Here is a 20,536-nt window from a genome sequence, read left to right as displayed (position 1 = left end):
GCAAATATTTAGTGCAAAATAAAAAACAAAATAGTGCAAAATAGGCCGAAAACTTACAGTATGGTGAAATACCATCAAACTCAAACATACAAAACACCATACAAATGAGCCAATGCTATGTTTACGAATAATGCAGAATGTAAAGGCATAAAAAAAGCCCTAACTATTGATAGTTAAGGCTTTTAGTTTGATATATCGTCATGTAAACGAATAGCAATTAAAAAATTTGGTGGAGGTGGCGGGAGTTGAACCCGCGTCCGCCAGCATTACGCTCGAGAATACTACATGCTTAGATATCGTCTATTGTTTTAACTCTTTGTGACCCGACGAACAGGGTACAAATCGCGATCCTCTTAGTTTAGTACAAAGCCCCGAGGCTTGACTTTATACGGCCTTGTGTGCGTGCGCTTCAGTCGAACTCTCTAACCACAAGTATTCGGAGAGTTGGACAAGCTGCCCTTAGGCAGCTAGAGCGTATGATTCGTCGTTTGCGACTAAAAAATGCAAATTTGATTTACGAGAGAAAATGCGCTCTCGGCATGCATCTATGAGTTTCATCACCAGCGTCGAAGCCAGAAACACCCCCAAAGTACAAAGCGATCATAGCATAAATGTCAAAAATTACGACCTCTTTTCTAAACTTTTACACAACTTGATGCGCTTAATTACATTATTGCGCTAATATTTTACTTTTCAAGCCGATTAAAAGAAAAAATTATGAGCTATTTACTTGCACTCGATCAGGGGACGACATCTAGTCGTGCGATTATTTTTAACGAACATGGACAAGTTCAGGCAACTGCTCAACGCGAGATCCATATCAAGACACCACATTCGGGTTGGGTTGAACAAGATGCGCAAGAAATCTGGACCACGCAAATTGCTGTGGTGCAACAAGCACTGGCCTCTGCTCATATTCTTGCCAAAGACATTAAAGCCATTGGGCTGACCAACCAACGCGAAACCACAGTAGTATGGGACAAGCGTAATAGTAAGCCACTCGCTCCTGCCATTATTTGGCAAGATCGCCGCGCAACCGAATGGTGCAACCAACTCAGCCAACAAAATTTACTCGATAAAATTCAGCATAAAACCGGTTTACGTATAGACCCCTATTTCAGTGCAGGGAAACTGGTATGGTTACTGGAAAATGTAGACGGCTTACGTGAACTTGCCCAACAAGGCCATGTGGCTTTTGGTACAGTTGATAGCTGGCTCATGTGGAACTTGACCCAAGGTGCCGAACATGTGATTGAAGCCAGTAATGCTTCACGTACCATGTTGATGAACCTGCAAACTCAATCGTGGGATGAAGAACTGCTTGAGCTGTTTAATATTCCTCATTCAGTTTTACCCAAAATTATTTCATCCGACAGCTATATTGCTGATACTGCCACCGGTTTACTGGGTGCCAATATCCCGATTACCGGGATTTTAGGCGATCAGCAATCTGCGCTTTTTGGTCAATCCTGTTTTGATGTAGGTACGGCAAAAAATACCTACGGAACCGGTTGCTTCATGCTATTTAATACCGGTCATCAAGTGCAATTTAGCCAAAATAAATTACTCAGCACACTTGCCTGGCAATGCCAAAATCAAACAAGCTATGCACTGGAAGGCAGCGTGTTTATGGCAGGCGCCATTGTGCAATGGCTACGTGATGGTTTGGGTATTATTCAAAACAGCAGCGAAGTTGAAGCACTGGCTTGCCAAGTGAAAGATACTGACGGCGTTGTTCTGGTGCCTGCCTTTACCGGACTGGGTGCACCGCATTGGGACAGTGAAGCGCGTGCCCTGCTTTGCGGCATGTCTCGCGGAACCAATAAAGGTCATATCGCGCGTGCAGCCTTAGAATCGATTGCTTTTCAGGTGTCTGATGTGCTGATGGCTATGCAGGCAGACATTAGCCATCCTTTAAAAGAATTACGCGTAGATGGGGGTGCCAGTCGCAATGATATGCTGATGCAATTCCAGGCGGATATTTTAAATGTTCCAGTACTGCGTCCTAAAATGCTGGAATCGACTGCATGGGGTGCAGCGGCGATGGCAGGTTTAAAAGCCGGTGTATTTTCCAATTTGTCAGAAATTTCAGAATCATGGCAACTGGATCGTGCCTTTGAACCGAATATGAATACAGATCAACGCCAAAGTCGTTTAGCTCAGTGGCAAACCGCTTTAAGACGAACACAATCAGATATATAAGGTGAGCTGCACTATTCTTTGCCATAAAAAAACCGCTAAAATTCAGCGGTTTTTTTATGGCTTAGGTGAGGAGCATTAATGTGCATGACCACCGCCCCCCATACCTAATTTGGGTCTTGGTACAAGCCAGACAATTAAAGCTGCAAAAACAAAAACCATCGCTAAAATCAAAAATACATGGTTGGCTGATAAAGTTAAAGCTTCCTTATCGACCAGACTTGATATATAGCCCAGTGCCCCTTGTGAACTCACTCCCGTTTGCATCAGGGTATTTTGTACTTCATCCACATGTAAGTTGGAAACCATTTCACTACGTGCAACTTTGGCATGGTCATCCCAAAGCGTTACGGCAATGGAAGCACCGATTGCCCCCGCCATGGTACGCAAGAAATTCATTAAGCCGGCAGCAGATGCCATTTCATGTGGCTGTACCGAAGCCAGTGCCATATTGGACAAAGGAATAAAGAAAAATGGCACAGCAAAGCCTTGCAGAATTTGTGGCCATGCCAATGCCATAAAATCGGCATCCGTCGTCCAGAAAGCACGCATCAAGGTCACTACTGCCAAAAGGCTCAAACCAAAACTGGCTAAAATCCGTTGGTCATATTTGGTCGCCATTTTTGCCACAATCGGTGACATGAGCAAACTACCAAAGCCCATGGTCGCAGTGAGATAACCGGCCCAGGTGGCGGTATAACCCAAATTGATTTGTACCCACTGCGGAATCAGTACAATACTGGAGAAGAATGCCCCAAAGGCAAAGGCTAAAGACAACACCGAGAAGGTAAAGCCGCGATATCTAAAAATCTGGATATTGACGACCGGATGCTGGTCAGTCATTTCCCAGATAATAAACAGAATTAATCCGAATACGGTAATCACGGCCAAGACACAAATAAAGGTACTGTTAAACCAGTCATTTTCATGTCCAAGATCGAGCATCAGCTGTAATGCGCCAATCCATAAAATCAGTAAAAACAGTCCAATGGTATCAATTCTGATTTTTGAAATTAATGTTTCCGCAGGTTTTAACAAGCGCAATGCAGCAATCGCACAGAAAATTCCAACTGGAATATTAATAAAGAAAATCCAGTGCCAGGACAGATTATCACTAATCATCCCACCCAAAATCGGACCAAGAATAGGCCCAACCACAGTGGTCATTGCCCACATTCCCATGGCTTGCGATTGCTTTTCCGGAGGAAAAATACGCATCAACAAGGTTTGACTGAGCGGCATGATCGGCCCACCAAACAGGCCTTGTCCGATTCGGCAAAAGACCAACATTTCCAGACTGGTGGATAATCCACACAGAACAGAAAAAACCGTAAAGCCAATCAGACTGATCACAAACAGCCGCACCGCACCAAAGCGCCCTGCCAGCCATCCGGTCAGCGGAACACAAATCGCTTCTGCAACCGCATAGGAGGTAATGACCCAAGTCCCCTGAGAACTGGAAACTGCCAGACTGCCGGTGATATGCGGCACAGAGACATTGGCAATGGTCATGTCCAGAACCACCATAAAATTGGCCAAAGCCAACACAAAGGCAGCAAGGATCAGGCGTCCGCCTTTCAGGTCGCCAAATGGTACGTAATTACTATTATTCATAAGCGACTACTTGGAAGCGAGGTTAATTTTCGCTTCCATCGACAAGCCTACCCGTAAAGGATGTTCGGCCAGTTCTTTAGGATCAAGTGCAATACGCACCGGTAAACGCTGAACCACTTTAATCCAGTTACCTGTCGCATTTTGCGCAGGAATTAAGGCAAATGCTGAACCTGTACCACCTGAAAAGCCAACCACTGTGCCATGAAACTCAACATCATCACCATATAAATCAGAAGTTAGTGTGGCTTTCTGCCCGGGTTGCACTTTTGCCAACTGACTTTCTTTAAAGTTGGCATCGACATACAGTTTATGAATCGGCACCAGCATCATTAACACGCTGCCTGCAGCAACACGCTGCCCCACCTGAATATTACGGCGGGTGATTACGCCGTCAAACGGCGCTTTAATTTCAGTACGTTCCAAATCCAGCAATGCCTGTTTCAGTTTTGCTTGAGCAATGAGCACATCCGGAGTCGACGTTTCATTACTTCCACGAATCAGCGCTTCATTTGCAGCCAAAGTGCTTTGTGCCGCTTTTTGACTGGATTGCGCCTGAGCCAAGCCGGCTTTAGCCAAATCCAAACCGGCTTGAGCATTGTTCACGGCACTTTGTGCAGTGCTGAGTTCTTCTTTGGAAATTGCACCTGATGCACTTAATTTACTACGACGCGCCAAATCATCCTGCGCCTTATTAAATTCAGCCTGTGCTTTAGCCACCTGTGCTTCTGCACTATGAATACCATCATCACTGACAAACACTTGTGAATTTAATGCACTGCTATTGGCTTGGGTCTGCTTGTATTGACGTTTTGCTTTCACCAACTCAGCTTGCGCCTGTGCAACCGCAATTTCTGCATCACGATTGTCCACCCGAACCAAGATATCACCCTGTTTAACCTGCTGCGTGTCGCTGACCAGAACTTGCCCAACCTGACCATTTACCATTGAGGTAATCGAAGCGGTTTCTGCACCCACATAGGCATTATCGGTAGTGACTGAATGATTTAAAAATAATGCCCAGATTGCATATAAAATCACTGCAATAATAAAGATCACTGCGACAATGCTTAAGGCTTTCTTGCGTTTTGCTTTTGCAGCAGGGTCCGGAATTTCTTTGTCTGGCTGTGTTTCTGGCAGGGTATTTTGCGCATCTGTCATCGATTATTCCTAAATCCAGCAGACTTGGTCATTACACATCATATATGTCGTTCTGATTGATCTGAAACGAACAGCTATGCAAGACAAATAAATGTCATGAGAGGGTGTCGATGAGAAAGTCATTTCTTGTTTAATATTGATAATATATTTTAATGACAAAAAATCATGATGCGATAATAAAATATAACTCATCAGTTTCTAAAAATGATTTCGGCACTGAATTTTCATTCAATGCCGAATATTTAATTCACTTCTTTGCAGTTTAAATTACCAAGCTTAAACTAAACTTAATAAGCATAAGAAGCAATCGCAGTGGCAATCGGCTTGTCTTCATCATTGATTAAAGTCATGCGCATGGTGCAGCCCTTGCGTCCTAAACGTAAGGTTTCAGCACGGGCAATAAAATATTTTCCACGACCTGGGGCCAAATAATCGACCCGCATATCCACAGTTGCTAAACGCGTCACCTTTTTAATGGTATCCGGCAAGTCATTCGCTTCTGCTTTTTTATATAACTCGCCCATCGCAACAATACCACCAATACTATCCAGAATCGTTGCTGCGACACCGCCGTGTAAAATTTGAAAGGCGACATTGCCAATCATGAAAGGCTGCATTTCAATATAGGCTTCAATTTCTTCATCTACGACACGCATGACCATCTCGTTATGTTTGAAGTAAGGAGAACTATTGAATGCATGACACAACTGCTTCAGGACCACATCAATATCCACTTTCGTGCCTAAATGTATGTTGCCGGTCCAATTTTTCTCTACTTGCGTCATAGTCTGCCCGAATACCTTAATTTGAGAAATAGCTATCAACTTTTGCCCCAAAATTTGATTCTAGGGCTACAATAGCCATAGTTTAATACTGATCATTGAGATTGTTATGACTTATACGTTCAATCGCCCTGCATTTCCTGCCACTCGTATGCGCCGAATTCGAAAAAATGACAAATTACGGTCTATGGTAAGTGAAACCCAGTTGACGACGGATCATCTCATTTCCCCAGTATTCGTACTTCCGGGGCAAAACCAGACCCAAGATATTCCAAGTATGCCGAAGGTTCAGCGACTTTCTGCCGACCTGCTGTTAAAAAAATCAGAACGCCTGCTTGAATTGGGGGTTTCTAAACTCGCTTTATTCCCGGTAACCCCACAACAAGACAAAAGCCTAACTGCTGAAGCGGCCTGGCATGAAAATGGCCTGGTTCAAAACACCATTCGCCTGCTGAAAAAAGAATTGCCGGAAATGGTGCTGATCACTGACGGCGCGCTTGACCCGTATACCACGCACGGTCAAGACGGCATTATTGATGACACCGGTTATGTTTTAAACGATGAAACGGTTGAATGTCTGATTAAACAGGCTTTAAGTCATGCCGAAGCCGGTGCAGATGTGGTTGCACCCAGTGACATGATGGATGGCCGTATTGGTACGATTCGTACTGCGCTTGAAGCAAATGGTCATATCTACACCAGTATCATGGCGTACTCGGCCAAATATGCGTCTAGCTTCTACGGCCCTTTCCGTGATGCCGTGGGTTCATCAAGCAACCTTAAAGGTGGCAACAAATACAATTACCAGATGGATATCGGCAACCGCGCTGAAGCTCTGCATGAAATTGCACTGGATATTCAGGAAGGTGCAGACATGGTGATTGTGAAACCGGGTATGCCTTATCTGGATATCGTGCGTGAAGTGAAAGATACTTTTGGTGTACCCACTTTCGTTTATCAAGTCAGCGGTGAATACGCAATGCTGGCCGGTGCCATTCAAAATGGCTGGTTATCGGATGATGTGATTATTGAATCGCTGATGAGTTGCCGCCGTGCCGGTGCCGATGGCATCTGGACTTACTTCGCTGAAGAAGCTGCGCTTAAACTGAAAAACATGAACTAAGGATTAGTGACGCCAGCGATGAAAATTGCCATTATTGGAGCAGGTATTAGCGGTCTACTGTCCGCTTTAGAGCTTGTGGAACAGGGATGTTCCGTCATTATTTTCGATCAGCAGCAAGCGGGAAAAGCGGCTTCCTGGGCTGGTGGCGGTATTCTCTCGCCCATGTATCCCTGGCGCTATCCACGCGCCGTGAATCAATTGGCGCAATATGGCAAGTCACTGTATTTAAAATGGAATAAGAAATTAGAACCGGTCACGGGGATTGATTTTGAAATCCATAATACTGGCATGCTGATTTTTGATGAAAGTGATTTTGACATCGGACAGCGTTATGCCCAGCAGTTTGATGAACCGATGCAGCAATGCCAGCTTCTCCAACAGCCGCAACTGCAGCAGATCAATCCGCATATTTCCAAGCAATTTAGTCAGGCGCTGTATTTTTCACAGCTGTCTAATATCCGTAATCCACGGCTGCTCAAGTCTATTATCGGCTATTTAAAACAGCATCCGCGCGTACAGTTCTATGAGAATACCTGGGTGGATCATTTTCATATTCAACAGCAGCGTGTCTCCTCTGTTCAGACCCAATCCGGTCAACAGATTCAGGCCGACCAGATCGTCATTGCAAGCGGTGCATGGTCCGCGCACTGGTCGCAACAATTGAATATGACTATTCCGGTCAACCCGGTTCAGGGACAAATGTTGCTGTTTAAAACCCCTGAACAGTGGTTGCCGACCATCTGCATGAATAAAGTAATGTACCTGATTCCGCGTCAGGACGGACATGTGGTCTGTGGTTCCAGTATGGATGAGCTGGGTTTTGAACATCGGCCCAATATGCAAACCCAACAGCATATTTATAAAGCCTGTCTGGAGATAGTGCCGGAACTTGAACAGTTTCCGATTGTGAAACAGTGGGCAGGACTTCGACCAAGCTCACCTACGGGTGTGCCTTATATCGGGAAAATGCCGGATTTTGATAACCTGTGGGCCAATTTTGGACATTTCCGTAATGGCCTCTGTATGGGGCCTGCCTCGGCACGTTTATTAAGACAGCTCATGCTTGAGCAACCTACATTTATAGACCCAACTGCGTTTAGTACGCAGAGATTAAAATCTGAAATTTAACCATTCGCTAAAATATCGGCCAAAGCCAGTTTTAATGTGGGATATTTAAACTCAAAACCGGCATCTAAGAGTGCTTTCGGTTGTACATATTGACCGTTTAAAACCAGTTGCGATTGTTCACCCAGCATCCCCTTCAACACAAAAGCCGGTAAACAGAATAAAGGTTTACGATGCAGTTGCAGTGCAGCGGTTTGGGCAAATTGCCCTTGGGTCATTTTTTCTGGACAGACTACATTAAAAATTTGTGAGCCAGTTTCTTTTGACATGAGAAATTCAATCGCGCGCAATACATCTTGAACATGCACCCACACCACGGGTTGCCGCCCATGTCCGATTCGTCCCACCATATTTAGTTTAATCGGCAACAGCATGCGTGGAAGAATACCGCCCTTTTTGGCCAACACAATTCCGAAGCGCACGATTTTAGTGTTTTGTTGCTGAAAACTGAGTGCAGCTTGTTCCCATAACTGACACAGTTGCGACATAAAAATAGATTGTGGTGCAGACTGTTCAGTACACACTGCGGACCATTGTTCGGTCGGATCAATACCGTAATAGCCCACTGCAGAACCGGAGATAATACGTTTCGGGAAAATCTGTCTTTTTTCTAAATATCGGTACAGCTGATGGGTCATTTCAACCCGACTGGCAATGAGTTGCTGCTTTCTTGTGGCTGTCCAACGCGCCTGGCCAATATTTTCACCCGCCAGGTTAATCACATAATCAATGCGATCGGTTTTAATCTGATCAAGACTCTGAACCCAAGTGAGATCGGGATGATTGGAAATTTTGTTTTTCTGACGCGTCAGCCCAAACACCGCATAATCACGCGCCAATAAATAAGGCAGTAGATGCGAACCAATAAAACCGCTTGCACCTGTCACCAGTACATTTTCTTTTAGCATTCGACCACCTCATTTTATTATTCCTATCTATAAGATAGGCTCATTTTTAATTCAAGCGTATTGCAATTTATCTTAGCCAAACATTTTTTTCGCCATACGATCAGCCTGTTTACCATAAAACCAAAAGCTGATGAGATAAAATGGAATCATGAAAATGAGTAAGCGTGAGATGAGCATCAATTGAAACTCACTTTGCGAGACAAAGTTCAGCCATAATTCAAAGATACCGGATTGGCTAAAATTAAAGATCAACGGCCCAAAAATAGCAAACACATAGTTATATAAAAAGAAAATCAAAACAAAAATTAAGCTGAATCTGTTGCGTTCCATTTGTGTCGGCGCGCGCTGTTCATTACGAATAAATTTAAACAACACCAAAATCATCGCAATCAGATAAGGAAATGCTGTTAAAACTTGTCCTACTATATTCGGTAAAAAACCCGCAACAATCCCTGCAAGCATAGTAAATAGAACTAAATATATAAAAAACCTTAAGAAATATTTACTCATTAGATTATTTTGACGACCGAATTTACCATAAGAACTCTTATTATAAAAAAAAATGAGTTTTTTTTCATTTTATTGTCAACCAATCTGTAAACCTCGGCGTTATATAGGGTAAGAAGTTCATAAATCCGTTAATTTGTACCGGCATCCACAATATTTTCGGTGAACTTTTCCTAAAGCAATAAACTTAGTTTCAAGTTTTAGTACGGAACAGCAGCCCAAGCTAAAACTTGCGACAGATTTTTTTGACCGACGATTTCATCATCACTCGAATCGTCGGTCTTTTATTTTCTACTGTATATTTTTTTATCTTAGATATCGCTTAGCTAAACTAAACACCTGATGCTTGAAAACACTATAAGAATAATAAAATGATTTCATTCACTCATAATGAGCAAATTACTTCATTCCAAATATGAGTTTCAAACCAAGTAAAGTCATCACCCCACCCGCAATACGGTCAAATACAGCTTTAGATTTTAAATAAACTTTTCGTGGACCTTCAGCTGACAAAGCGACTGCCACCAATGAATACCAACCTGCATCAATAAAAAAACACAGCACCGGCAAAACCACATAAAAATAAGCAGGAATATCCTGGGGTAAAAGTGCCGTAAAAATACTGGCCAAAATAATCGCAATTTTGGGATTGCTCATTTGCGTGATTAAACCCAAACGATAGGCCTGTTTATAACTCATCGGTTGAACTGAGGTATCTGCTGAATCCATCGGTTCTTTGGCATGCTTAATAATTTTAAAAGCCAACCACAGCAGATATATCCCGCCACAGATTTTTAAAATTAAATAGGCAGATGGCACAGCGAGTAAAACAGCTTGTAAACCCATCACAGCAAGTAAGCCAAATATCGCTGCACCGGTCCCTGTACCCAAAGCAGTAAATAGACCATGCTTACGTGAAATCGCAATTGAATTTTTAGCCACATAAATAAACGTTGGCCCTGGGCTAATTGCGCCCAACATTAAAGCCAAAGTAATTGAGCCTAATATCAATAACGATTCCAATGCTTCTTACCTTAAATCATACGGGAAATTTGTGCACCAATTCTACGTGGTTTAGATTCTTATTACCCTAACAATTTTATATTTGCGATTGATTCTATAATCAAATTTTAGACAGATCCAAAATACAAACTCTAATTTGATTCAATTCTTATCTAGGCTACAGCTTAGAAGCATTAGATAAATATATAATATATATTTATTTTTTAAGCAGTTAAACAGTAAACCGTGTTCATAAAATAAAGGCATCTAATTCAAATTTTGATAAATATGACCTAGATACCTACTTATTTTCTAATCTTTTACTGTTGAGCCACTGGCTTATTTTCGCGAGCATTAAGTTGTGAGAGACGGTAGTCCTGGTCATAAACTGGCATACCGCCAATAATCATGGTTCGAACTTGGGTTTTCGGCTTGTTATATTCATCTTTTGCCTCACATGCTGCTAGCAACAAGAGTAAGCAAACAGATATACCCATGGATAGATTTTTCATCATGTATCCTCTTTTTCATAGTTGTTATGTTTTCTAGCTTAGCATAAATGTATGTTTTTTAATCATTTTTTTATTTTTAAAATTCAATCGGTTCAGATATTTTTACTAATAAGCATAGACCGAAAATCGACCATTTCTGTAAATATTGCTTCAAATTTTATTTCAATCAACGGAGTTATAAAATTAACTGGCTTTCCCCCATCCAGCGCTGTAGCAATCTGCGTAGACCCATGCGCTCAAGCAAATAATATGACTCTAGATAAAAATATTTTGCGTACAATACGGTTAAATAATCAGGAATCGTGATGAAATGTTTGCTCAGATTGCACAGTCAGTGGCCTACCAAAAACTTAATCTTGATAGTCCAGTCACGGTGACTGTGAAACGATTAGACCAAATTCATCCGCAAATTTCTGGCAATAAATTTTTTAAACTAAAATACAATTTTCTTGAAGCTCAACAGCGAGGTCTAGATAAAGTCCTGACCTTTGGCGGAGCTTATTCCAATCATATTGCGGCAACGGCATATGCATCTTATTTATTTGGCTTCAAAAGCATAGGTATCATTCGTGGTGAGGAACTGGCAACTAGCCCCTTAAATTCTACTTTAGCCACGGCGCAACAGTTTGGCATGCAACTGCATTTTGTTTCGCGTGAACAGTATCGACAAAAAGATCGACCTGAATACATTACTGAATTAAAAAAGCAATTTCCTGACCATTTTATGATTCCTGAAGGAGGAACCAATCCCCTTGCCATTCGAGGCTGCCAAGAAATTTTAACTGCCGAAGACCGGCAAAATTATGATGTGATCTGTTGTGCCGTAGGTACCGGTGGCACTATTGCTGGGATTATTGAAGCGAGTACTGCTCATCAACGTATTCTTGGATTTTCAGCCCTCAAAGGTGATTTTTTACAACGCGATATACAACAATGGACATCAAAGAAAAACTGGCAGATTACCGATGCTTATTGCTGTGGGGGTTATGCCAAAACCACGCCTGAACTTTTACACTTCATGCAGTCGTTTGAGGCCGAGCACAATATTCCTCTAGAGCAGGTCTATACCGCTAAAATGATGATCGGCTTATTTGATTTAATTGAACAAAATTACTTCTCTAAAGACACACGGATTTTGGTTATTCACACTGGCGGCTTGCAAGGTCGTTTGCCTTGCCAAGATCAATCCTGAAATTGAGGGCAAAATTGTCTATAATGCCTTGTTTTTATCTCCCGTGAGTTGTCCCATGTCTACAAATCAGTACGATGTCATTGTTTTAGGTGCAGGTGCATCAGGTCTGATGTTGGCATATATGGCAGCGCAACGTGGTCGTAAAGTTTTGGTACTGGAAAAAGCCAACAAAGTGGGTAAAAAAATTCTGATGTCAGGTGGTGGTAAATGTAACTTCACCAATCTGTATGTCGAACCTGAAAATTTCATTTCACATAATCCGCACTTCGTGATTTCCGCTTTGACCCGCTATACCAACTGGGACTTTATTGGCTTGGTGTGCGAACACGGGATTGAATATGAAGAGCGCAAACACGGTCAATTATTTACCTTAAACGGCGCCAAAGAAATTTTAGCCATGTTATTGGCTGAATGCGATAAAACCGGCTTGGTGGAGATTAAAACCAGCTGTGAAGTGAAAGCGGTTAGGGCTGTGGATGAGCAAGGTTTTCAAGTTACGACTTCAACCGGTTATTTTCAAGCTGAATCAGTCGTTGTGGCAACGGGTGGTTTATCTGTGCCGACCTTGGGTGGTTCAGGAATTGGTTATGAAATTGCCAAACAGTTTGGGCACCATGTTTACCCTACCCGTGCAGGTTTAGTGCCTTTTACTTTTTCCGATCAATTCAAGGAAGTCACGACCCGTTTAAGCGGAAATGCAGTGGATGTGACACTCTCCAATGATTTAAACAGTTTTACTGAAGCCTTGCTGTTTACCCATCGTGGTTTAAGTGGGCCAAGTTCGCTGCAACTTTCTAATTATTGGGATGTCGGTCAACGCTTTAATATTAACTTTCTGCCTTACATCGACCTCATTGATTTCTTTAAATCAAAAAAAACCAGTCAACCAAAAGTCTTACTTCGGACTTTGTTAAGTGAGCATCTTCCGAAAAGTGTGGTACTGGAATTACAAACACTCATCTGGGCTGAATCGGCAGATATGGCGATTGGTAATTTAAGTGATGATAAAATAGAACAGATTGCTCAGCGCTTACATACTTTTGAAGTTAAACCCTCAGGAACGGAAGGTTATCGTACTGCAGAAGTGACTTTAGGCGGTATAGATACCACAGAAGTTTCATCCAAGACGATGGAAAGTAAAAAGCAAAAAGGCGTTTATTTTGTCGGCGAAGTCCTCGATGTATCCGGTCATTTAGGCGGTTTTAATTTTCAATGGGCATGGGCGTCTGCACATGCCGCATCGCAATATGTTTAAAAAATACAGCTTATTCTAAATAATCGGTCTGTAATAAACCAGCCGGTTTAGCCTGCTGTAAACGAGCAATTGTGATATCCATTTTCGCAATTGCTCGTGCATCAGATGAGGTTTCATTAACATTCAACATAGTCGAAAGTGACTTAAAAAGTTTACTCAATAACATCATTATCTCCTTTATTATTACTATTCATACATCCTCGTATGACTCTCCCTATTTCATTTACATTCATCTAAATGCTTATATTCTATGAAATCGCTATTTTATAAATAGCATAAAAAACCAAGAAAAACGATTATTTTTAGTTATTTATCATTTTCTCTTTCTTGTGATTTATCTACCGAATAATCACCTTTTCCCTGTTCATCTGCTTGCTTGACTTTAGCAAATACAAACCTATAAGCACTGATAAAAAAGCCTGCGGTAATTCCTGCAATCACAATCGGTGCGATAAATTTATTTGGTTCTTTTTTTGACATCATGATTTCCTTTTAATTCTTAAATTAAAAAATCGACCACATCATTGTGGTCGATTTCATCTCAACTGAATCGATTACTTATGGTCATCCTTAGGATTGAGATTATTTGGGTTTTTGTCCGTATGAATATCAACTTTTGGTTCTTCTTCACCCGTTGACCCAAATGGATTATTTTTTGGCGGCTGTTGAGGATCAATGCGTATAGAATCTGGAACTGCCTGATCTGTACTCTTTATATCATCCTGAGGTGCGGTCGTAAGTGACGCAGGTGTCGGATTAGACAAATTGTTTTGTACTTGAGAACTATCCCCGTCCTGATTGGAGAATGGGAATCGACTCTCTGTCGCAGGTTTTGTCGGATCTGAGGTTGCCAAAGGCGTGCTTCCTCCATTCACTCCCCATTCAGAAGATTTATCAACTGAAGGATCAAATCCTTTATCTACGCCACCATGCGCAGTAAATTCTTGCGCAGCATGGGCCGAGATTGAATCTGAACCATTGGTTGCGGTCATGAGATCTGAATTGTCCTGATGTAAAGGATTAGGTTCCTTGGCATCTTTCTTACATTTATCAATTAAATCTGTTAACACGCGTTCGGCTGGCTGACGACCGCCTAAACCGAAGGCCAGCGCAAATGCCACTGCAACTGCGCCCAAAGTTAATCCAAAGGCAAGGTTAACAATAGAGTCGGCAATACCCATGGCACGTAGACCCATGGCAATCACTAAGCCCATAATCAGAATACGTACCAGATTTGCCAACCAGCGTGAACTGTTATATTCACCACGTTCAATGACTTTTGCCACAATATTTGCCAGCCAGAAGCCGATCATCAAGATGACAGCACCGAGTAGAATATTGGCACCGAACTGGATAAACATCGAAATCAGTACACTGACCTGTTCAAATCCAAGTCGGTTTGCGGCTTCCGATACTGCAAATAGCATGGTAAAGAAGACAATCATGTATCCCACAATTGTCGATACTTTGGTCGTTCCCAAAAAGCGTTGTGCATCCATTTTGGCAGGTAATTCATCAACCCCTGTCCCGGCTAATACGTCAACCACCAAATTAGCCACGAAGCGCGAGACTACATAAGCCAAAATCAGAATTAGACCGGCCGCAATAATATGCGGAATGGCATTCATAATTTCATACAGCATCGCAGTTGCGGGCTGTGAAATTGCAGTAATACCCAAGGCTTCAAATGCAATAATTAGGGAAGTAATAATAATGACAGCGAAAACAAAAGAACCTAATACTTTGGGCAAATTAGAATTCTTTAAGAAACCAATTTTTTGTGTTTCATGCTGTAAATTTAAACTGCCGACCAAACCTTCAATAATACCGCGTACAATTTTCGCCAGAATATAACCGACAAACACAATAACAACGGCAATAAAGATATTAGGTAAGTAAGAAACAACTTCACTGACCATATTTTGTATTGGGAATAACAGACCGTTCAGACCTAAAATAGACAATACAATTGGTAGGAATAACAATAAAATGAGCCAATAGACAATATCACTAATATTTTTACTGATTGGGCTCACGCCGACATCGGCACTCAGTTTTTCATCGAGCTGAGTGCGATCCAGCATTTTTTGCATGCCAGCTCTAACCAGTGTGGCTAAAATCCAGCCAATAAAGCCAACCGCCACGGCAGCTAGAAGTTGTGGAATAAACAACAGGAATTGCTGAATCATATTGCTAAATGGTCCACTCACACTGGTGAGATTGAGCACATTTAATGCACCGATGATCGCAATGATCATCACGATCCAGAACACGATGCGAGATACAATACTTTCAATATTTGCGCGATGTCCGGTGGTACTTGAAAGTCTTTGATTTGTTCCTAGTTTTTCTAAAACTTTTTTAATCCCTGCTGCAATAATAAGAGCAAGAATCCAACCAATCAATAAAATAGCGACAGCAGCTAGAATAGGATGAAATTGATTCCAATAATACATGGTATCAAATCCTCTCCCTCTAGGGCCTCCAGAAAAATATTCATTCATATTGTGATTTCCTCTTGTTATTACTTATTGAAGTCGAAGGCGTAGGAATTGCACTGTTATTTGAGTGTCTTATACCTAATATGATGAGGTTGAAAATAACCTTAAATTTTGCGTGTTTTTTATTCAATACAAATCAGCATAAATACAACAAAAGCGCACATTACATTGCAAAAAAGCCCTAATCTTTGCAGATTAAGGCTTTAAAATTATTACAATAAAGTTTTGTATTAATTACCGTTACTTCGTCCAGCCCCCACATTGTCAGCAGCATTCTTAATTGCATCACTTTCACCCGCTTCTCGTGCAGTATCTACATTCGTGGCTACTGCCTCATCAGTTGCGGTCGCAGTTCCAGTAGTTGGGGTGGTATTGTTCGCTGTAGCGGGTTCAGCTGAAGGATTAGGATGTCCAGGAGGCGCATCGTTCGCATCTGGCTTGGTATCGGCAAACATATAAGCCAGTAAGGCAATAAAAAACACACCCACAAGAATTAAAATATAAACAGGCAGACGCTTTTTCTGATTCTTTTCTTCCTGGGTGGTTACATGAGGCGGTTTATTAAAATCATGTGGCATATATTTCTCTGCTTTATCTTGTTTTCATATTTTTATACTAGCAATATCCACAATTTAGTTATGTGTAAAAGCATAGTGAGATGGTGAATACATGTAAACTTGGCTTAAATCTTGTCACATTAAAAATATGTTTTAGCTGAGATGGAATAATGGTCTCAACCACTATTTCATGCTCATTTTTAAGCTGCAGGCCTGAAAACTGGAGTTGGCGAGATTGACTCATCAATGCCATGCAACGCTCAGTCGCCAGCCATTCAGATAAACCGGCAGGAGGTACAGTGCAAATGCAATTGTGTTTGGCATCCCTATTATCCTGTTTTGAATTAGTGAGAATACTGGCGGAAATATAATGTAAACCTGCGGTTGTAATCGGATTGAAATCGTTCTTTCAACTGTCTGGTGTTACAAAATTGAGTGATCACCCTTCCTTATTTTCGCGACTAAAATTAAATCCTGATTGCAGATCATTATGCTCACCGCAGCCATCATTTTTGGCAAAAGCCGCCAGCGGACTGCACTTTTTTAATTGATCTAGAACAAAATAATTTTCTGTTAGGTTTTCCCTTATTGGGGGCATTTTTTATTACCGTTTTAAGATCTGACATAGCGACCAGTTAATCTGTTTTTTGAAATAAAAGATTCACGCATAGGTCATATCCATTTTAAAATTTGGTCATAAAGCGGTTTAAGTGATTGAGGACAAAAATAAATCATTATAATTTTTTATCTTTAATCTTAAATAAAGATGAATTTGGGTCTAGGTGATGAAATAGCTAAAATGAGCTATAATTATGCACCTTGTTTTTCATGCTGCTTAACTTTATGGCGTATCGTCAGAAATCTGTAACGCTTGATTTGGACACTGATGTCACTCATCAATGTTGCTTGCATTACACTCGTGATGAACATCTCATTGGGATTATTGAATTCAATAAACCCAGTTACGTGATTAAATGGGGTGATCTGGAATATTTCCGTCGTCGTACCGAAGAGTTTTCAGTGATGCCTTTCCCTGAATGTATCAATGCAATGGTGATTGATATTCGTAATATCGCACCCTTTTTAGACAATGAAGTGCCGATTATTCCTTGGCGTTTATTGGAAGAAGAATGCCCAATTCGTTTGGTGGTTCCACAAGATCGTCTGGAACATTATGCAGGTCTGTTTGAACCAACATGGCTTACAGCGGACGTTGAAACCGCGATCCAAGAAATTCGTGAATACATTGATATGTTTGTACATTAATAATAAGAAAATTTGATTTAAATCTCCCTCATTCAAGAGGGATTTTTTATAGTTTGTTTAGCTTTTCTTTTATAAAGAAATAGCTTTATTCCCTCTCCTTTTTAGGAGATGAGAAATATTTTCCGTAAGGGAGAGGTCTTTTTGTAAGAATCTCACTTTTATCAAACAGGGATAAAATATCTAAATCCCTGCCACCCTCCCTTTTTTTAAAGGGAGCAGCACTGAAAAGCTATTACCAATAATTCTCGACTGCAATATTCCCTTCACCGCGGCGATTCATTGTTAAACCACGCGCCTTTAATGCTTCTTTGGTATCTTCGACCATTTGCGGATTGCCACAGAGCATCACATGACTGGTTTCAACATTAAATTCTAAACCGACTGCTTTTTCTAACTCACCATTTTCGATCAGTACAGGCAAACGATCATGTAAGGCTGCGTTTGGATCACGGGTGATAATCGGGATGAATTTAAATCCACTATGCCCTTCACCAAAAGTTTCTGCAATTTCTTGAATACGCTCAACATATGCCAGTTCAGATTCTGTTCTTACGCTATAGACTAAGTGAATATTTTTATATTTAGACCATGTTTCAAAATCTTGCAGCATGGATAAAAAAGGCGCCAAGCCAGTTCCTGTTGCCAACAACCACAAATCTTGAGGTAAAGGCAATTGATAACGTGCCAGCGTTAAAAAACCATAGGGTGTTTTTTCTAGGTACAGTTCATCGCCAACTTTTAAATGTTGCAGGTTAGAGGTGAATGCACCGTCGGGAACCACAATTGAAAAGAATTCCAGGGTTTCATCAAAAGGTGACGACACCACAGAATAAGCGCGAACAACCAGTTCATCTCCCACTTTTAAACCAATACGCGCGAATTGCCCTGCGGTAAATTTAAAATGCGCAGGCCGTGTCAGGGTAAAACTGAATAAGGCATTGGTCCAACGGTGTACAGATAAGACTTTTTCTAAGCTAAATTTTTCAATTGACATGATTTCAACGTGGCATGAAAGACTGTGCTCATGGTAGCATGACCACATAATTTATTAATATTTTTTAAATGTTAAGGCTCTATTCATGCGCATGACTTTACGCCAGTTGGCTGTTTTTGTAGCAGTCGCCCAAGAAGGCACAGTAACCAAAGCCAGTGATGCCGTAAAACTCACCCAAAGTGCTGCAAGTATGGCTTTAGCCGATTTGGAAGATGGCTTAGGTGCTCCGCTGTTTGACCGTTTGGGTAAACGTCTACAATTAAATGATTTAGGGCGTTATCTATTGCCCCAGGCATTAGAAATTTTAGGTCGTTGTGATGCATTTGAACAGGCTGCGAAAGGCGAACTTCAAAGTATTGACCTACGCTTAGGCGCAACGTTGACCATCAGTGACTATCTGATTCCAGACCTGATGGCAGATTTTTTACAGATTCAACCGCAGGCACATTTACAACTTCAAGTGGGCAATACCCGTCAAATGATTGAAGCTGTGAATCAGTTTCAGCTTGATTTGGCTTTAATTGAAGGTTCATGTCACCTACCGCAGTTGCAATGTATTCCTTGGCGGGATGACGAACTGGCAGTATGTTGTTCACCCAATCATGCACTCGCGCAACTTGAACGCGCATTAACCCCTGCTGACTTTGAGGCGGCAGGCGTAGAATGGATTTTACGTGAAGAAGGTTCAGGTACACGTGAAGTCTTTGATAATGCAATTCTTAAAGATTTACCTGATGCCAATATCCGTTTAACCCTTGGTCATAATGAAGCGATTCTTAAAATTGTGGCCGGTGGTATTGGGATGTCATGTATTTCTAAGCTTGCCATTGAACCTTTATTGGAAAAAGGTCAATTGGTCATTTTAGAAACTCCGTTCTGGCAACTCACCCGTCCATTGTTCATGTTGGTCCATCGCCAAAAGTATCAAGGACCGGGTTTAAAAGCCTTTATAAAATTCTGCGAAGAATAAAAAATTCAATTAAAAAAGCGCCTTTAGGCGCTTTTTTAATTATTTAAAATTATTAGTGATGACCAAATTGATCCTCACAAGGAATACCATCATGATCTCCATCCATTTTGGTATTGGGGCAATTTTTAATAAAGAAAACAGCTTCTTCATATGAGTGCATCTGACTACAATGTTCTCGCCCATCACATTTAAATGGTGAAGTTGTCCCTTGAGCTGGAGTCGTTGTTGCTGCAACATTTATTACTTCAGTTCTCAATGATTGACTAGATATGTGATCTAGATTCTTTTGTCCTTGTTCTGAAAGTATTTGATCTGGCAAAATTCCCAAAGCTTTGCGCTGCTGCTCCACAATCTGGGTCTGTTCCTGCATTAACTGTTGGGTTTTCAATTGCTGGGTCTGTCTATAAGATTGATATTTGTTATAAACCAACACTGCCAGTACAGCGATAATAATCAGTCCAATAATTGTGAAAATATGTCCTTTGCGACTACGCTCATTAAACCGTGGCGAAGTACTATGATTTCTATAAGAACGTTGTTGTGACTGCGACTCTAAAGCTGCTGTGTTCTGCTTTAAATCCAAGCGAACAATCTGATCGGCTTTGAATTTACCGTTATCTTCGACTATTCGAAACTTCAACTTTTCCCCTATTTTAGGTTCGACACTTTTATTGGGAAAATCCTTGATATGAAAAAATAAATCTTTCGACTCATGCTCTCTGCTAATAAATCCGAAGCCACGCTCTACGATATAGCTTTTAACTCTCCCCTCAACAAACATAAGTCACTCTTATTGTTTAAATCCTATGCCGAGAATTGTAATAAAAAAAAGCGCCTAAAGGGCACTTTTTAATGAGTATTTCAATCCTCT

The 20,536-nt window shown here is 41.3% G+C and carries 21 protein-coding genes and 1 other RNA gene; 7 read left to right on the top strand and 15 right to left on the bottom strand.

Translation table 11 applies throughout. The features are described from left to right. Positions 1-227 precede the first annotated feature (227 nt). Positions 228-586: a transfer-messenger RNA gene (gene ssrA / locus AY606_RS14800) on the bottom strand. A 131-nt stretch (positions 587-717) separates the two neighbouring features. Here ssrA and glpK point away from each other — a divergent pair. Continuing rightward, positions 718-2,202, top strand: coding sequence for a glycerol kinase GlpK (gene glpK, locus AY606_RS14795; RefSeq protein WP_067870296.1), 1,485 nt, complete (start codon positions 718-720; stop codon positions 2,200-2,202). 75 nt (positions 2,203-2,277) lie between these two features. Here glpK and AY606_RS14790 read toward each other — a convergent pair whose 3' ends face one another. From AY606_RS14790 to AY606_RS14780, 3 genes are all read right to left on the bottom strand, one after another. Next, complete coding sequence (locus AY606_RS14790) at positions 2,278-3,813, bottom strand: DHA2 family efflux MFS transporter permease subunit (protein WP_067870294.1); 1,536 nt, start codon at positions 3,811-3,813, stop codon at positions 2,278-2,280. A 6-nt stretch (positions 3,814-3,819) separates the two neighbouring features. After that, on the bottom strand, positions 3,820-4,971 hold the full coding sequence (locus AY606_RS14785) for an HlyD family secretion protein (protein ID WP_067870292.1): 1,152 nt from the start codon (positions 4,969-4,971) through the stop codon (positions 3,820-3,822). Positions 4,972-5,258: 287 nt separating this feature from the next. Continuing rightward, positions 5,259-5,756, bottom strand: a complete 498-nt coding sequence (locus AY606_RS14780; protein WP_067870290.1) for a thioesterase family protein — start codon at positions 5,754-5,756, stop codon at positions 5,259-5,261. A 106-nt stretch (positions 5,757-5,862) separates the two neighbouring features. Here AY606_RS14780 and hemB point away from each other — a divergent pair, with 106 nt between their 5' ends. Both hemB and AY606_RS14770 read left to right on the top strand, forming a co-directional pair. After that, positions 5,863-6,876, top strand: a complete 1,014-nt coding sequence (hemB, locus tag AY606_RS14775) for a porphobilinogen synthase (RefSeq protein WP_067870287.1) — start codon at positions 5,863-5,865, stop codon at positions 6,874-6,876. A gap of 18 nt (positions 6,877-6,894) precedes the next feature. Further along, the gene (locus AY606_RS14770; protein ID WP_067870286.1) at positions 6,895-8,004 is read left to right on the top strand and encodes an NAD(P)/FAD-dependent oxidoreductase; all 1,110 of its coding nucleotides are present in this window, start codon (positions 6,895-6,897) and stop codon (positions 8,002-8,004) included. On the opposite strand, the gene AY606_RS14765 is transcribed toward AY606_RS14770, so the two are convergent. The 4 genes from AY606_RS14765 to AY606_RS14750 all read right to left on the bottom strand — a co-directional run bounded on the left by AY606_RS14765 (position 8,001) and on the right by AY606_RS14750 (position 10,930). Continuing rightward, on the bottom strand, positions 8,001-8,909 hold the full coding sequence (locus tag AY606_RS14765; RefSeq protein ID WP_067870284.1) for a TIGR01777 family oxidoreductase: 909 nt from the start codon (positions 8,907-8,909) through the stop codon (positions 8,001-8,003). The two genes, AY606_RS14770 and AY606_RS14765, sit on opposite strands and share 4 nt — an antisense overlap. Positions 8,910-8,981: 72 nt before the next feature. Beyond that, positions 8,982-9,419 carry an ABZJ_00895 family protein gene (locus AY606_RS14760; protein ID WP_067870282.1) on the bottom strand — a complete coding sequence of 146 codons (438 nt, stop codon included), beginning with the start codon at positions 9,417-9,419 and terminating at the stop codon, positions 8,982-8,984. A gap of 396 nt (positions 9,420-9,815) precedes the next feature. Then, positions 9,816-10,439: a LysE family translocator gene (locus AY606_RS14755; protein WP_067870280.1), complete on the bottom strand. Its 624-nt coding sequence runs from the start codon at positions 10,437-10,439 to the stop codon at positions 9,816-9,818. 299 nt (positions 10,440-10,738) lie between these two features. Further along, positions 10,739-10,930 carry an NF038215 family lipoprotein gene (locus AY606_RS14750; RefSeq protein WP_067870278.1) on the bottom strand — a complete coding sequence of 64 codons (192 nt, stop codon included), beginning with the start codon at positions 10,928-10,930 and terminating at the stop codon, positions 10,739-10,741. Positions 10,931-11,240: 310 nt separating this feature from the next. Here AY606_RS14750 and AY606_RS14745 point away from each other — a divergent pair, with 310 nt between their 5' ends. Together AY606_RS14745 and AY606_RS14740 are read left to right on the top strand one after the other, a co-directional pair. After that, positions 11,241-12,122 carry a 1-aminocyclopropane-1-carboxylate deaminase/D-cysteine desulfhydrase gene (locus AY606_RS14745; RefSeq protein ID WP_067870275.1) on the top strand — a complete coding sequence of 294 codons (882 nt, stop codon included), beginning with the start codon at positions 11,241-11,243 and terminating at the stop codon, positions 12,120-12,122. 55 nt (positions 12,123-12,177) lie between these two features. After that, the gene (locus tag AY606_RS14740; protein WP_067870273.1) at positions 12,178-13,377 is read left to right on the top strand and encodes a BaiN/RdsA family NAD(P)/FAD-dependent oxidoreductase; all 1,200 of its coding nucleotides are present in this window, start codon (positions 12,178-12,180) and stop codon (positions 13,375-13,377) included. A gap of 10 nt (positions 13,378-13,387) precedes the next feature. Here the strand turns inward: AY606_RS14740 and AY606_RS16340 are convergent, their stop codons facing one another. The 5 genes from AY606_RS16340 to AY606_RS16230 all read right to left on the bottom strand — a co-directional run bounded on the left by AY606_RS16340 (position 13,388) and on the right by AY606_RS16230 (position 16,790). After that, the gene (locus AY606_RS16340; RefSeq protein WP_171255425.1) at positions 13,388-13,543 is read right to left on the bottom strand and encodes a hypothetical protein; all 156 of its coding nucleotides are present in this window, start codon (positions 13,541-13,543) and stop codon (positions 13,388-13,390) included. 140 nt (positions 13,544-13,683) lie between these two features. Beyond that, positions 13,684-13,857: a hypothetical protein gene (locus tag AY606_RS16335; protein ID WP_171255424.1), complete on the bottom strand. Its 174-nt coding sequence runs from the start codon at positions 13,855-13,857 to the stop codon at positions 13,684-13,686. A gap of 74 nt (positions 13,858-13,931) precedes the next feature. Beyond that, positions 13,932-15,881, bottom strand: a complete 1,950-nt coding sequence (locus AY606_RS14735) for a mechanosensitive ion channel (RefSeq protein WP_067870271.1) — start codon at positions 15,879-15,881, stop codon at positions 13,932-13,934. 227 nt (positions 15,882-16,108) lie between these two features. After that, on the bottom strand, positions 16,109-16,456 hold the full coding sequence (locus tag AY606_RS14730; RefSeq protein WP_249409265.1) for a hypothetical protein: 348 nt from the start codon (positions 16,454-16,456) through the stop codon (positions 16,109-16,111). Between the two features lie 58 nt (positions 16,457-16,514). Then, positions 16,515-16,790 (bottom strand): ethanolamine ammonia-lyase light chain EutC, encoded by a 276-nt coding sequence (locus AY606_RS16230; RefSeq protein WP_283234618.1) that lies wholly within the window; start codon positions 16,788-16,790, stop codon positions 16,515-16,517. A 488-nt stretch (positions 16,791-17,278) separates the two neighbouring features. On the opposite strand from AY606_RS16230, the gene AY606_RS14725 reads away from it, so the two are divergent. Further along, positions 17,279-17,701, top strand: a complete 423-nt coding sequence (locus AY606_RS14725) for a hypothetical protein (protein ID WP_067870372.1) — start codon at positions 17,279-17,281, stop codon at positions 17,699-17,701. Positions 17,702-17,933: 232 nt separating this feature from the next. Here the strand turns inward: AY606_RS14725 and AY606_RS14720 are convergent, their stop codons facing one another. Continuing rightward, positions 17,934-18,695 (bottom strand): ferredoxin--NADP reductase, encoded by a 762-nt coding sequence (locus tag AY606_RS14720; RefSeq protein ID WP_067870269.1) that lies wholly within the window; start codon positions 18,693-18,695, stop codon positions 17,934-17,936. Between the two features lie 85 nt (positions 18,696-18,780). Here AY606_RS14720 and gigC point away from each other — a divergent pair, with 85 nt between their 5' ends. Next, positions 18,781-19,665, top strand: a complete 885-nt coding sequence (gene gigC, locus AY606_RS14715; RefSeq protein WP_067870267.1) for a LysR family transcriptional regulator GigC — start codon at positions 18,781-18,783, stop codon at positions 19,663-19,665. A 52-nt stretch (positions 19,666-19,717) separates the two neighbouring features. On the opposite strand, the gene AY606_RS14710 is transcribed toward gigC, so the two are convergent. Next, positions 19,718-20,446 (bottom strand): cold shock domain-containing protein, encoded by a 729-nt coding sequence (locus AY606_RS14710; protein ID WP_067870265.1) that lies wholly within the window; start codon positions 20,444-20,446, stop codon positions 19,718-19,720. Positions 20,447-20,536: the final 90 nt, after the last annotated feature.

It is taken from the genome of Acinetobacter sp. SFB, assembly GCF_001647545.1.
Lineage (GTDB): Bacteria > Pseudomonadota > Gammaproteobacteria > Pseudomonadales > Moraxellaceae > Acinetobacter.
This window is presented reverse-complemented; position numbering and strand designations above follow the sequence as displayed.